Raw genomic sequence first — 13,147 nt, 5'->3', positions numbered from 1 at the left:
CTGTGGGTTGTCATCGCATCGGGGCACGGCGGGGTCGAACCCGCGTAGCGGTAGCAGATCTCGATGACCGGCATGGCAGTCGTCCGTCCTCATCTCGCCTGCGACGTGCGCGGGCCGACGGAGGGCGCATGCACCGGGCGCAGGCTCGTTGCCAGCTGCCGTGCGCTGGTGTCGACCGAGGGGACGCGGCTCGGTGCTCGCTCATGGCCCGCTTCTGTCCGATGCGGTAACCGGCGGTGCGCCAAACCAGGTCCTGAGATCGGCCCAAGGCATGGTCCGGCGCCCATGCTTTCGGCTAGGTCAAGACTGGCCATCACACCGATGTGCGCACGCCGCGCCGCGGCGAGGGTTGTCACATGATCACTGTTGAGTCACTGACCCGGAGGTACGCCGGCTTCACCGCCGTCGACAACGTCTCCTTCACCGCCCTGCCCGGTCGCGTCACCGGCTTCCTCGGCCCGAACGGCGCCGGCAAGTCCACCACGATGCGCGTGATGGTCGGCCTGACCGTCCCGACGTCCGGCAGCGCGACCATCAACGGGGAACGGTTCGCCGACCTCCCCAACCCCGGCCTCGAGGTGGGCGTCCTCCTGGACGCCTCCGCCCAGCACGCCGGTCGCACCGGACGCGAGATCCTCACGATCGCCGCCGACACCATGGGTCTGCCCCGCCGCCGCGTCGACGAGATGCTCGAGCTCGTCAGCCTGACGTCATCGGAGGCCAAGCGACGCGTGCGCAACTACTCCCTCGGCATGCGTCAGCGACTGGGCATCGGCACCGCGCTGCTCGGGGACCCCCGGGTGCTGATCCTCGACGAACCGGCCAACGGGCTCGACCCTGCCGGGATCCGGTGGATGCGCGACCTGCTGACGGGCTTCGCCAGCCAGGGCGGCACCGTCCTGTTGTCCTCGCACCTGCTGCACGAGATCGAGGTCATCGCCGACGACCTGGTCGTGATCGGGAACGGCAAGATCGTCGCGTCCGGCAGCAAGGAAGAGCTGCTGGCCGCAGCGGGGACGCTCGTCCGGTCGACGTCACCGCGCGACCTCGCGCACGCCCTCGAGCTGGCCGGGGTCCCCAGCACGCTCGCAGGGGACGGCTCGGTCCGCACGGACGCCGACCCCGCTCGGGTCGGGGCCGTGGCCCTGACAGCGGGCATCACCCTCACCGAGCTCCGGTCCGCCGAGAGCGCCGGGCTCGAAGACATGTTCCTGTCGCTCACTGCCGACACCCAACGCGAAGGAGTTGCGGCATGACCGCCACGATCATCCCTCCGGCCACCACCACGGAGGCCGCACCGGTCCGCCGGGCCGCCCGTCCCATCCCGACCACCCGGCTCGTCACGGTCGAGCTGCGCAAGATGTTCACCACCCGCTCGGGACTCTGGATGCTCATCAGCATCGGCGTCCTGTCGCCCATCGCGACCGGGTCGGTCATCATCTTCGCTCCCGACAGCGACGTCACCTACGAGAGCTTCGCGAGGGCGAGCGGGTTCCCGATGTCGGTGATCTTGCCGATGATCGCGATCCTGGCCGTCACCAGTGAGTGGAGCCAGCGCAGTGGGCTCACGACATTCACGCTGGTGCCGAGCCGCGGACGCGTGATCGGCGCCAAGGCGATCGCGACCCTCCTGGTGGGCCTAGGCTCCGTGGCCGTCGCCTTCGCTGTGGGCGCCCTCGGCAACGTGGCCGGTTCCGCACTCGCCGGCGTCGACACCGTGTGGGACATTTCGATGTCCATGGCGCCCCAGATGGTGCTCTTCAACCTGGTCGGCATGGCCATCGGCTTCACCCTCGGTGTCGTACTGCGCAACTCCGCGGCAGCGATCGTGGGCTACTTCGTCGTCTCCCTGGTCCTGCCGGGCATCCTCGTCCTCCTGGCCCAGGTGCGCTCGTGGTTCGAGGACCTGCAGCCGTGGATCGACTGGAACGAAACGCAGGTGGCGCTTCTCGAGGGCGCCACGAACACCGGTGAGGAGTGGGCGATGCTCGCCTCGACCACGATGATCTGGATCGTCATTCCCCTCGTCGTCGGGCTGCTCTCCCTGCGCCGCTCCGAGGTCAAGTAGTCACACACACGGGCGGCGGTATCCGGAACTCATCTGTGCGTTCCGGATACCGCCGTCTCGTCGTGGACCGTCGATGGTGTCGGTCATCACTCGCTCCTCGCGATCGGGCGGTGGTTCCGCCGTGCGCCGACCATGGCCCCGGCACGTTGCAGAGCGGCTGCAACCCGGATGCATGCAGCCCCGCGCGATTCGTCACGCCTGCGCGGAGCCCTACGGGGCTGCGTGGGAGGAGACAGTGATCACGCGGACCGTGGCGCTCCCCTTCAGCCGCTCGAGGAGCAGGTAGGTCACGAGGAGCGACTGCTGGTGGAGGATGAGTCGTGCTCGGCGGTGAGCCGCTGGCGGGACAGGTCGCGGGGTGTTGGTCACAGGCCGAGGACCAGGCGCAGCGCGGCGTCAACCTGGCGTAGTTCATCGAAGCTGAGGTGCCCGGCCGACTCACCCAAGCGCTGCGGGTCCACCGCACTCGTCTGTTCGGCCAGCACCCGGGTTGGGCGGCCGTCGATGGACACCTCAGGACGGAACGTGGCCGCTCGGGCCGAGGTGGACGTCGGCGCGACCAGCCAGGTCGAGAGGGGCAGCAGGTCGGACTGGACGACGACGGCATAGCGGGTGCCGGCCTGCTCATGGCCCTGGGCGCCGCGGGGAGAGCGCAGGCGGTAGACCTCACCACGCACGCAGCGTCTCCATGTCCCGGAGGACCTGAGCGCTCTCGGCACGGTCGGTGTCATCGGCTGCCAGCGCAGCGGCCTCGGCGCGCAGCCTGTCCTGCGCCGCTGCCTTGGCGGCATCGATCAAGGCCGCTCGAACGGCTGCGGAGACAGAGGTGCCGTCTTGCGTCAGGACGGCCAACGCCCGGCGCGCGTCTTCGTCGGGGCGGAAGGTGATCGTCTCAGCCACCTCTCAAGCGTCTCACCGCTTGTAAGACATGGGAAGGAGCCGGTCGCGGTCTCCACCAAAGGGGACCCGTCCTTGAGGCATGTGAGAGGCACGAACACTGCCGAACGAGCCACTGACCAGCGGGAACACCGCTCGGAGGGCCAAGCTTCCCAAGCTGACCGTGCGGGTTCGATTCCCGTCACCCGCTCCACCTCGGTGTGGCGGGACATCGTTTAGGGTGTCCCGCCACACAGGCCGCGTTCGGGTCCGCGGTCCCGCCATGACTCTCATCCTTCCGGCGAATCAGAGGCTCGATCGGACCCGGTGCGGGACAACCAGTTCCGGTCCGGACTCGACGATCTGGAACCGCAGGCCGCGCTGCGCCAGGTGATATCCCATCGCCAGACCTGCCTGACCTCCGCCGACGACCAGCACGTCCAACGCCGGCCGGACCGGTCCGGCCGTCATCGGACCGGCTCCGGGCGACGGGCCACGTTGAAGCTGAACATCATTCCGCTCTCGACATGTTCGGCGATGTGGCAGTGAGTCATCCACAGTCCCGCGTTGCTGACGTCGAGCAGGACGTCGATCGTCTGACCGGCCCGCAGCAGCACGGTGTCCTTCCACACCAGGTTCGGCTCCGGTGCACCGTCCCGGGACAGGACGAGGAAGCGCCCGGCCCCATGAACATGCCAGGGATGGTGCATCGGGTGATCCTGGTCCATCTCGTTGACCAGCCGGATCTTCACCCGGTCCCCGACGGTGAACGCCCAATCGATGGCGTGGTTCACGGCGCCGGTCTCCCGGTCGACGAGCTGCCAGATCATGTTGCCCGGATCCGATGCCCGGTTGATGTCGGGCATCAGGTCCTCCCACTCCAGGCCCTCTCCGCCATGGGCATGGGACTCGTCGGCCGCGTGTGAGGCAGCAGGTACCGCGTCCGAGGGCACCAGCTTCATCCCGCACTCGGGGCACGTCGACGGCTCGACCGCGGTGATCTCCGGGCGCATCGGACACGCGTAGGACGGCGCGGCGGCAACCAGCCGCATCCCGCAGACCGGGCAGGCCGACGGCTCGATTGCGATGACCTCCGGGTGCATCGGGCAGACATAGGACGACGCAACTGGAACGTCCTCGCCGTACAGCAGCGGCGTCTTCGACACGAACGCCAGTACCTTGTCCGGCTCCCGGTCGAGGTCGTGCTCGATCATCCGGCGCTCGGCGGTCAGTTCCGGGTCGGTGCGCAGCGTGGCGAATGCCCCGGCCGCGGCGCCGCCGCCGTTGGCTGCCGGTGCGACGGTGAACGCGCCCAGGTCGTAGGTCTTGTCCGGCGTCCGGTGCTCGAGCCTGACCTCTCCCGGCGCGTCGAAGAGCACGTCGACGACGGCCCGCTCCGATGGCGCCAGCAGGACGTCCTCGATGAACGTCTCCCGCTCGTAGCGGCCGCTGTCCCCGCCGACCAACTTCATCCGGGCTCCGCGCACCGCGAAGTTGAACAGCCGGGTATTGGCGGTGTTGACCAGGTACAAGCGAACGACCTCGTCGGCTGCTGCCGTCCCCGCGAAGGCCGTCTCACCGTTGATCAGCAGCACGTTGCCGAACCGGCCCATCGCGGTGAAGTTCGGCCCCGACCGCGAGAACGCGGCGATGTGCCCGTCCTCGACGAGCAAGTCGTCGAGGGTGAACGTCAGCTCCCGGTCGACCTCCGGCCAGTACTCGGGGTCCGCTGGTTCGACGACGAGCGTTCCGTAGAGCCCCATCTCCTGCGCGAAGTCCTCGCGGAGGTGCGGGTGGTACCAGTAGAAGCCGGCGTCGGGGAACTGCACCCGGCAGCTGTAGCCGCCGCCCACCGGGATCGGTTCCTGGGTCTCGTGCGGGACACCGTCGAAGCGGCTTTCCAGCCGGAGCCCGTGCCAGTGCACCGTGGTCTCCACGTCGCCGTCGTTGCGGATGTCCACGGTTATCTCGGCTCCCTGCGGAACGTGGAGCGTCGGGCCGGGAATCGAGCCGTTGTAGGCCAACATCCGCAGCTCAGCAGCCGAGCCTGCATCGCCCGTGTCCGTCCCTTCCAGGTCTTTGCGCACCGCGCCGATCGACAGGCCGAATCGGCTTCCGTCGGCCAGCCGCACGGTCTGCGGCCGGGAGACCTGAGCCAGCCCGACCGTGTCAGTCGAGAACAGGTCGTGGTCAGTGGTCATGGTGCGTTCCTTTCGACGTCGAGCCGAGGACGAGCGGGGGCCGGGCGCTCAAGGGAGGCCGGTGCAGCTGAGCCGGGGCCTACTGGTGGCCGTCGAGGGAAATCGGCTGTGCGAGTAGTGCGGACGCGGGGGCACCCTCCGGAGGGCTGCCCCGGTCATGACGCGACCGGCCCGTCCGCGCAAGCGATGCGGGACTGCGCTCGGTCCCGGAGGGAGCCGGTGGTGGGCGACGGGGCCGTCCTCGGCGATGCGCTCACCGAGCTCGGCGAGCACGCGTGTGCTGGTCATCGCTTCTCTCCGATTCGATGAGCTGGGGAGGGTGGACGGCTGGCGCGGCCGCAGGAGTGACCGCGCCAGCCGGGTCGTGCGCAGGCCGTGCGGTGGTGCTAGGCGGCGATGGGCTCGCTGTCGGTGCTGTTAGCGGCCGGGCTGTCGGCGGGCTTCTTCAGCAGCACGGAGGCGAGGACCGCACCGACGGCGGCGATGCCGGCGGCGCCGAGCAGAGCGGCCGAGAACCCGTCGGTGAGGTCGGACGGGTTGCCGATCTGGTCGGCACCGAACGCAGCCGCGACCGCGGTCATCGCCGCCAGGCCCAACGCGGAGCCGATCTGGTAGCTGGTGTTGACGATCCCGGCGGCCAGGCCGCCCTCCTCGGGCGCCGCAGACGACAGCGCGGTGCCGAGCGAGGGGATGAAGGCCATCGCCATGCCTGCGGCGGTCACCAGCGACGCGGGCAGGATGTCGACGACGAAGCTGCCGTTGGCGTCGATGAACGACAGCCACACCAGGCCAACGGCCAGCGTGGCGAGACCCGAGACGGTCATCGCGTTCGGGCCGAAGCGGGCGATGAGCTTCGGGGCGACCGCGACCATCCCGATCATGATTGTGATCGTCAGCGGCAGGAGCGCGGCGCCGGACGCGAACGCACCCAGGCCGAGGATCTGCTGCAGGTACAGGTTCACGAAGAAGAACATCGGGATCCAGGCGGCGCCGAGCAGCAGTTGCGCGACGTTGGCTGCAGCAAGGTTCGGTGCGCGGAAGATGCCCAGGCGCATCAGCGGCTGACGGAGCTTGGCCTGCAGTGCGACGAACACACCGAGGAGCGCGAGGCCGCCGAGGCCGGCGAGCAGGGTGCTGCCGGAGGTCCAGCCGGCTTCAGGGGCGCGGACGATCGCGAAGACGACCGCGCCGAGGCCGAGCGTGGCGGTGGTTGCGCCGGCGAGGTCGAGCGAGCCGCGGCCGGTCATCCCGGCCGGCATGACCGAGCGGGTGAGCAGCAGCACGACGGCGGCGACCGGCAGGTTGATGAAGAACACCCACGGCCACGACGCGTACTCGGTCAAGACGCCGCCGAGGAACACACCCGCGGTGCCGCCGGCAGGTGCGGCCGCGCCGTACAGGGCGAGGGCCTTCGGGAACTCGCTGGTGCCGCCGAACACCTGGAACAGCAGGGTGAGCGCGGCCGGGGCGATGAGCGCCGAGCCGGCACCCTGGATCGCACGGCCGGTCAGCTCGACCGCGACGCCTTCGGCCAGGCCGGCGACGAGCGAGCCGACGACGAGGACCACCCAGCCCGTGATGAAGATCCGGCGGGCGCCGAACAGGTCGGACAGCCGCCCGCCGAGCAGCAGCAGCCCGCCGAAGGCGACGACGTAGGCGTTGAAGACCCAGCTGAGGTCCTGCGGGTCGAAGCCGAGGTCGGCCTGCATCTTCGGCAAGGCGACACCGATGATCGAGGTGTCCATGATGACCATGAACTGAGCGGCGGCGATGAGCGCGAGCGCCAGCCGGCGCCGGCTGCTCGTCGAACTCGCCGCGGGTGCGGTGGTTGTCATGACGGTTCCTGTCTTCTGCGAAGGACAGCCGGCGGTGGCTGTCAAGAACGCAGGTTCGTGAGGCCCTCTGTCCTGCCGCTGTCCTCGCTCTGTCGTCCTCGCCACTGCACACCCGCGACAGCTGCGGTCGTCGAGATCCGTACCGGTCCTGTCGGCATGCGTCCGTCGCCGTGGTACGTCTTCCGCGGCCCGTACTGTCGCCGCGCATGAGCTTCGTGGCCGTCGGCGTCCGCGACGACGCTCTCGTGGCCTATGTCGACTCGCGGCGGGTTCGCCCGCCACGACGAGCTGCCGTACGGGACCGCGGACGAGAAGGCTCACATCGTCGCGCACGTGCTCGTCGTGCTCGCGGGCAGGATGACCCCGACCAGCAGTGGGCCCCCTTCCACCTCGCGGCGGCGGCGTGGAAGTGGCCGCGCGCCCGTCGTCGCCGATAGAGGCCGCCGCCTCTGTCATCGACGCTCTGCCTCTCCACGGGAACGCACTCGTTTGCGACGGCTCAAGTGACGTCGGCGCAGCCGTCGACGACACCCCCGTCGTGTCCCCCGCTGGGTGCTTCACCGAGGGCAGGCAAGGCGTGTCGTCCGCTGTCGTGTATCTGCCGCTGGACAGCGCGCTTTGCCCTGCCGCTCGGGACCCCGGGGCTGGCTCACCGCACGCCTTGACGATTAGCGACTCGTCGCCGTCAGCAGAGCCTGCGCGGATGCTCGACTCCGGCAGCCGCCGCTGGCGGCTGCGCCGGCCGGCACGATGACGAACGCGCGGCCAGACCGCTTTGCCGTCTCCGCCAGTTGGCGCGCCGTGGTGATGCGCAACGTCCGCGTCGAGCTCGTCGACGGCGGGTGACCCGGTCTCACCGTGCCGCCCGGTGTCTGGTCTACGCCAGGTGGCACGTGAGTCCAGCGGTGGCCACATCGGCATTCCGCGGCGTGCCATCGGGTGCGAACAGGGCCGGTGAGCGTTGCTCGCAGCGGCGCCAGCGACGCTCCTGATCGGCCAGCAGGCCGACCAGCACCACAACAGCCAGGACGACACCCATCACGGCGGTCACCGGCAGGGTCAGCGGTGAGGCCGTGTTGACCGCCAGGCCAGTGAGCACACCGGCGATGACCGCGGTCAACGCAGCGACGGCCGTCGCCTGATGCGTCCAGTGGTGCCAGCCAGTGAGCCGCTGACCGGCGTGCCGCATGACGGCGTGCTGGTCATCGCCTGCGCTCAGCAGCCAGTACTTGCGGGCCTCCGGCCCGGCGACGTCGAAGTAGAAGCTGCGGACCCGGCCGATCGCGCGGGCGTAGTACGCGTCGTGGACGGCCAGGTCGGCCAGGCGCGCGTAGCTCATGACGCCGAGCATCAGCAGCGCTGGCAAGACGGAGAACGCGAATACCAGGAAGGTGTCGCCGAGCCGGTCGAGCTGGGCGACCAGCGCCAGGGCGACCAGTGCGCCGCTGACGGCGGACAGGAACAGCGAGCTGCGTCCGTTCGCCTCGATGATCGTCGACGAGCGTGAGGCCTGCAGCGTGTAGTGCTCGGTCGTCAGCGCAGACATCAGCGCGCTGCTCGGCACGGTCTCGCCGGACGGGCGCAGACCTTGCCCGCGCGGTTCGGGGATGTTCATGGCGGACTCCGGGGCTGATGGGTTCTCGGACGTGACAGGGGCTTGCGGGTCAGGTGGTACGTGGCTCGTCGAGCAGGTCGATGACGATCTCGGCGGGCAGCTGCTCGAGATGCTCGGACGCCGCGGCCATCAGGGGCAGGCCCTCGGTCTGGCCGTGCTCGCAGCGCTTGCGGATGGCGGCGTCCGGCCGGCGGGCGTAGCCGAACCAGGTGCCGTCGGCGGCGCCGTGCAGGCGGGAGCCGTAGCGGCCACAAGACGCGGAGATGGCCGCGCTGGGCCGGGTGCGTGCCGACGCGGCGGCGAGCTTGGCGAGTCGGTGCCGGGCGGCGTCGCGCTGCAGCTCCCGGGCGGTCTGGCGACTGAGCACCAGCGCGGTCCAGGCGTCCATGTCATGTGCTCCGTCTCAGAGGACGCGGGCGTCGCTGTCGAGCGCCGCGTACAGGTCGATGAGGTCGTCGAGGCTCATGGGGCGGGTGCTGTCCGGCCGGTGCTCGGGGTAACGCGGCTGGATCTGGTCGAGGTCGGGGGCGGTGAAGGCGGTCGCGCCGGCGTCGAGCAGGTAGGTGGCGGTCCGCCACGGGACAGGCGTGCTGTCGCACGCGAGGCAGCTGGGGCAGATGTGCACGAAGCTCGGCTCGACGGCCGCGTCCGCCGTCGGAGCGGGCAGCGCGAGGACGATCGCGGTGGAGGGCACGTCGAAGGTCAGCTGGCAGCTGTCGCAGGTGGTGCGGATTGTCGTGGTGGTCATGTCGGCCTCCGGGCCTCGTGTCGCTATTGGCTTGCGATGCACACGGTCGGCCGGGGCGCTGTCCCTGACCTGTCCCACCTCTGTCACCGAAGCGGACATCTGGTCCCGGGCGCCGTTCCGGGGCGCGTCGGTGGACAGCGGACGGACAGCGCAGCGAGGCAGCTTGGGTGGCGTAAGAGGAACGCCCGCTGGACGAAGGTGAGCGCGATGCCCGAGGTCAGGCTCTCGGTCGGCTCAATGCAGTGCAGGCACTGTGTGCGCGAGGTGACCGGCTGGCTCCGTGACGTCGTCGGCGTCGAGACGATCATGGCCGACGCGAAGACCGGCACGGTGGTCCTCGGCGGCACGATGACCGTCGCCGACGTCCTGGCCGTGTTCGCCGGCTCCGACTACACCCCGCAGGTTGTGGACGCAGCGCCGGCTACTGAGACGTGAGCTGCCCGGACTTCGCTACGTCCACCGCAGCTCGAGGCGCACCCAGCCGGACGGCCGCCCCGGTTACTTCGTCGACCTGACCCCACAGGTCGTCGAGCTCGGCCTGCTCGTGCGGCGGTGCCGGGCGCGCCGACGCCTGCCGAACCTCGACGGCCTCGTTCAGCCGCGCCTGCGCCTCGTCCCGCTGACCCACCGAGGCGGCCACGCGCGCCAGACCTTCCAGGCCGGTCGCGAGCAAGGTCGGTTCGCTGTACTGCTGCCCGGCAGTGTGTACCTGCGTGTACCGCTCGGCGGCGTCGTCGAGCAGCCCGTCGCGCCAGTCGCACCATGCGACACCGGCGAGTGCGTGCCCGCCCCACAGAGGGGTGCCCAGTTGGGTCAGGCCGCGCACCGCCTCCTCGAACAGCGGCCGGGCCGTCGTCGCATTCCCATCGATCTGCGCGATCTGCGCCCGTCCCAGGCCGGCGAGGACGGCACCTGCGGCGTCCCCGACCTCCTCGGAGGCAGACGCAGCTCGGTCGAACGCGCCCGAGGCCGCCTCGCGTTCGCCGAGAGCCAGCAGCGCGACGCCGAGGTCGGACAGCGCCCACTGGGCGGTGTTGAACACCCCTGCCGAGCTTGACACCTCGATCGCCTGCTCAAGGACGGGTATCGCCTCGGCGTACCGGCCGAACTCCTTCAGTCCCCAGCCCAGGTGGTAGAGCACAGCTGACAGGCCCCATGCGTCATCGAGCCGGCGGAACGCCTCCGACGCGGTCCGGCCCATCGCCCGCGACCGCGGCTCGTCGCCTCGGCGGATGAAGTTCTGCAGGCGGACGAACGCAACGACCGCATGACCCCAGTGGTCGGCCCGGGCGGTGAACTGCTCCTCGGCCTCGGCGAGCAGCCGTGCGAAGCGGCCGGGGTCTGAGCCGTTGAGCAGCTCGACTGCGAGCAGCACCTTCGACAGGGCAGCGCGATGCGCTTCACCCTCAGCCTCGAACAGCTGCAAGCTCTCGAGCGCCGTCTCCGCACAGCGCGGGCTCGGATGCACCAGGCAGGCCCGTGGACGCTCGACGATCGACACCGCCTGCAGCGCCCGGGCTCGCGCCTGCTGGCTCGCGCCGGGAGTGGCGATGAGCTTCGACAACACCTCGCGGCCTTCGACGTGCCGTCCCAGGTGCCAGAACAGCGCGAGCGAACCGGCTAGTCGTAGCCCGTCTTCGACCCGGCTCGGGTCGGCCGACAGCCTCGCCAACGCTGCACGCAGGTTGGGGTGCTCGTTGCGCAGCCGCTGCAGCGCCGCCCGCTGTCCGTGACCGCGCAGGCTCTGCTCGGCCTGCTCAGCGAAGTGCCGGAAGAACGTCGCGTGCAGGGCTGCCGTGTCGTCTCGCTCCCCGGAGGTGTCGAGTTCCTCGACTGCGTACTGCCGAAGCGTCTCGAGCATGCGGTACCGCGACGGCGAGCCGGGCTCGAGCACGACCATCGACCGGTTGACCAGGTGGTCGAGCACGTCGAACACCTCACCGGCGGGGATGTCCTTGCCCACGACGACGGCCTCGGCTGCCTCGAGCGTCCAGCCGCCGTGGAAAACGGCCAGGCGCCGGAACGCCTGCTGCTCGGGCTGCGACAGCAGCGCGTGGCTCCACTCGACGGTCGCACGCAAGGTCCGCTGCCGGGCCTCTGCGGTGCGCCGTCCGCTGGTGAGCAGACCGAAGCGGTCACCCAATCGGCCTGCCAGGTCCGGCAACGACAGCGACGACATGCGTGCCGCAGCGAGTTCCAGCGCGAGCGGCAACCCATCAAGCTGCCGGCACACCTGCGCCAGCGCCAGCAGGTTCGGCTCCGACAGATCCAGGCTCGCGCGGACAGCCGACGCCCGCTCGACGAACAGAACAGCGGCTGGGAACTGCAGCACCTGCTCGGCGGGCGTCCCCTCGGGCGGCACCGCGAGCGGCGCGACGCTGACCTGCACCTCGCCGGGAACGGCGAGGGCTTCCCGGCTGGTCGCGAGCACGGTGACGTGCGCGGCCGCGCCGAGGATGGAGTCCACGAGCGTCGCGACCGCGTCGATGACGTGCTCGCAGTTGTCCAGCACGAGCAGCAGCCGCCGGTTCACGAGGTAGGCAAGGAGGCGGGCGCGTACCGCCGCATTCGGGTCGGCACCGTCGAGCGGCACGCCGAGCGCGTCCGCGACCGCCAGCGGCACGTCAGCCGGGTTGCTCACCGCCGCCAGACGGGCCAGATGGACATGCTGCTCGAAGTGGTCGGCGAGCTGGTGGGCAGACGCCATGGCCAGTGACGTCTTCCCGGCGCCGCCAGGGCCGACCAAGGTGACGAGGTGCTGGCGAGTGAGCGCGTCGCTCAGCTGCGCGAGCTCGTCGTCGCGTCCGATCAACCGCAAAGTAGGGATCGGCAGGGTCCGCTTCGATCCGGTCTCGGCTTCCTGGCCGACCGCCGGGGTCTGCGCTGCTGGCGCGGCCGGTCCGGCCTCGGCAGCAGCCGAACCAGCCGGACCGGGCTGTGCAGGCACGGCTGCGAGCGCATCGTCCTGCTCGAGAATGCGCTGGTGCAGCGTGCGGAGCGCAGCGGAGGGCTGCAGCCCGAGCTCGTCGTCGAGGTGACGGCGGGTGCGGGCGAACACCTCGAGCGCGTCCGCCTGCCGCCCTGCGCGGTACAGGGCAGTCATCAGCAGGCCGGCGATCGCCTCCTGCCCGGGGTCCCCCGCGATGGTCGGCTCGAGGTCGGCGGCGACCTCGACGTGCCGGCCCCCCACCAGGGCCGCCTCGGCCCGCTCGGTCAGTGCAGCCTGGTGCAGCTGATCCAACCGGGCGGCCTCGACGGTCGCCCACCCCTCACCGGCAAAGTCAGCGAGCGGATCATCACGCCACAGCGCCAGCGCCTCGTCGTACAGGGCCAGCGCGTCACCTGCAGCGTTGCTGCGCGCGGCGGTGCGCGCGGCCTGCACCAAGCTCACGAATCGGTGCAGGTCGACGCGGTCGCGGTCGACGTCGGCGCGGTATCCGGATGCCTCCCGAACGATGACGTCGACGCCGTGCGCGGCGAGCGCCCGACGCAGCTTCGACACACGCAGCTGCAGGGCGTTCAGCGGGTCGGCCGGCAGGGCGGACTCCGACCACAGCCGGTCGATGAGCGAGCTGGCGGCGACGGTCCGGCCCGGTGAGAGCAGCAGCAGGGCGAGCAAACCGCGCTCTGCCGCCCCGGGCAACTTCGCTGGCTCATCGTCGACGCGCAGCTGCATGGCGCCGAGCAGGCGGAACTCGACCTCGGTCACGGCGCACCCCCTCCTGGGCGTCCGCAGTCTGCACCCGAGCGACCCACTCCTACAGGAAACGGAGCACCGCTGTCCGGACGCTGTCCACGACCGTG

General features: G+C 70.4%; 12 protein-coding genes. 3 read left to right on the top strand and 9 right to left on the bottom strand.

Features of this window, described 5'->3' with window-relative positions; translation table 11 throughout:
- Positions 1-356: 356 nt before the first annotated feature.
- Both BLASA_RS06305 and BLASA_RS06300 read left to right on the top strand, forming a co-directional pair.
- Positions 357-1,256: an ABC transporter ATP-binding protein gene (locus tag BLASA_RS06305; RefSeq protein ID WP_014375218.1), complete on the top strand. Its 900-nt coding sequence runs from the start codon at positions 357-359 to the stop codon at positions 1,254-1,256.
- Positions 1,253-2,068: an ABC transporter permease gene (locus BLASA_RS06300; RefSeq protein ID WP_014375217.1), complete on the top strand. Its 816-nt coding sequence runs from the start codon at positions 1,253-1,255 to the stop codon at positions 2,066-2,068. Before BLASA_RS06305 ends, BLASA_RS06300 begins: the two co-directional genes overlap by 4 nt.
- 365 nt (positions 2,069-2,433) lie before the next feature.
- Here BLASA_RS06300 and BLASA_RS06295 read toward each other — a convergent pair whose 3' ends face one another.
- The 8 genes from BLASA_RS06295 to BLASA_RS06265 all read right to left on the bottom strand — a co-directional run bounded on the left by BLASA_RS06295 (position 2,434) and on the right by BLASA_RS06265 (position 9,343).
- Positions 2,434-2,745, bottom strand: coding sequence for a type II toxin-antitoxin system PemK/MazF family toxin (locus tag BLASA_RS06295; RefSeq protein ID WP_014375215.1), 312 nt, complete (start codon positions 2,743-2,745; stop codon positions 2,434-2,436).
- Complete coding sequence (locus BLASA_RS06290; RefSeq protein ID WP_014375214.1) at positions 2,735-2,968, bottom strand: hypothetical protein; 234 nt, start codon at positions 2,966-2,968, stop codon at positions 2,735-2,737. Before BLASA_RS06290 ends, BLASA_RS06295 begins: the two co-directional genes overlap by 11 nt.
- 282 nt (positions 2,969-3,250) lie before the next feature.
- Complete coding sequence (locus BLASA_RS24870) at positions 3,251-3,415, bottom strand: FAD-dependent oxidoreductase (RefSeq protein ID WP_014375212.1); 165 nt, start codon at positions 3,413-3,415, stop codon at positions 3,251-3,253.
- Positions 3,412-5,145, bottom strand: a complete 1,734-nt coding sequence (locus tag BLASA_RS23355) for a multicopper oxidase family protein (protein ID WP_014375211.1) — start codon at positions 5,143-5,145, stop codon at positions 3,412-3,414. The genes BLASA_RS24870 and BLASA_RS23355 overlap by 4 nt, the downstream gene beginning before the upstream one ends.
- Positions 5,146-5,531: 386 nt before the next feature.
- Positions 5,532-6,980 carry an MFS transporter gene (locus BLASA_RS06280; protein WP_014375209.1) on the bottom strand — a complete coding sequence of 483 codons (1,449 nt, stop codon included), beginning with the start codon at positions 6,978-6,980 and terminating at the stop codon, positions 5,532-5,534.
- A gap of 877 nt (positions 6,981-7,857) precedes the next feature.
- On the bottom strand, positions 7,858-8,595 hold the full coding sequence (locus BLASA_RS06275; protein WP_014375207.1) for a hypothetical protein: 738 nt from the start codon (positions 8,593-8,595) through the stop codon (positions 7,858-7,860).
- Between the two features lie 49 nt (positions 8,596-8,644).
- Positions 8,645-8,983, bottom strand: a complete 339-nt coding sequence (locus tag BLASA_RS06270; RefSeq protein WP_014375206.1) for a hypothetical protein — start codon at positions 8,981-8,983, stop codon at positions 8,645-8,647.
- A 15-nt stretch (positions 8,984-8,998) separates the two neighbouring features.
- Positions 8,999-9,343: a hypothetical protein gene (locus BLASA_RS06265; RefSeq protein WP_014375205.1), complete on the bottom strand. Its 345-nt coding sequence runs from the start codon at positions 9,341-9,343 to the stop codon at positions 8,999-9,001.
- A 207-nt stretch (positions 9,344-9,550) separates the two neighbouring features.
- Here BLASA_RS06265 and BLASA_RS06260 point away from each other — a divergent pair, with 207 nt between their 5' ends.
- Positions 9,551-9,778: a cation transporter gene (locus BLASA_RS06260; protein WP_166486485.1), complete on the top strand. Its 228-nt coding sequence runs from the start codon at positions 9,551-9,553 to the stop codon at positions 9,776-9,778.
- Here BLASA_RS06260 and BLASA_RS23350 read toward each other — a convergent pair.
- Positions 9,765-13,052: an AfsR/SARP family transcriptional regulator gene (locus tag BLASA_RS23350; protein ID WP_014375203.1), complete on the bottom strand. Its 3,288-nt coding sequence runs from the start codon at positions 13,050-13,052 to the stop codon at positions 9,765-9,767. The genes BLASA_RS06260 and BLASA_RS23350 overlap by 14 nt on opposite strands.
- Between the last annotated feature and the right edge of the window lie 95 nt (positions 13,053-13,147).

The sequence above is a fragment of the Blastococcus saxobsidens DD2 genome, assembly GCF_000284015.1.
GTDB classification, from domain to species: Bacteria; Actinomycetota; Actinomycetes; order Mycobacteriales; family Geodermatophilaceae; genus Blastococcus; species Blastococcus saxobsidens_A.
Note: the sequence above shows the minus strand (reverse complement) of the source record. Positions and strands in the feature narration are given on the sequence as shown.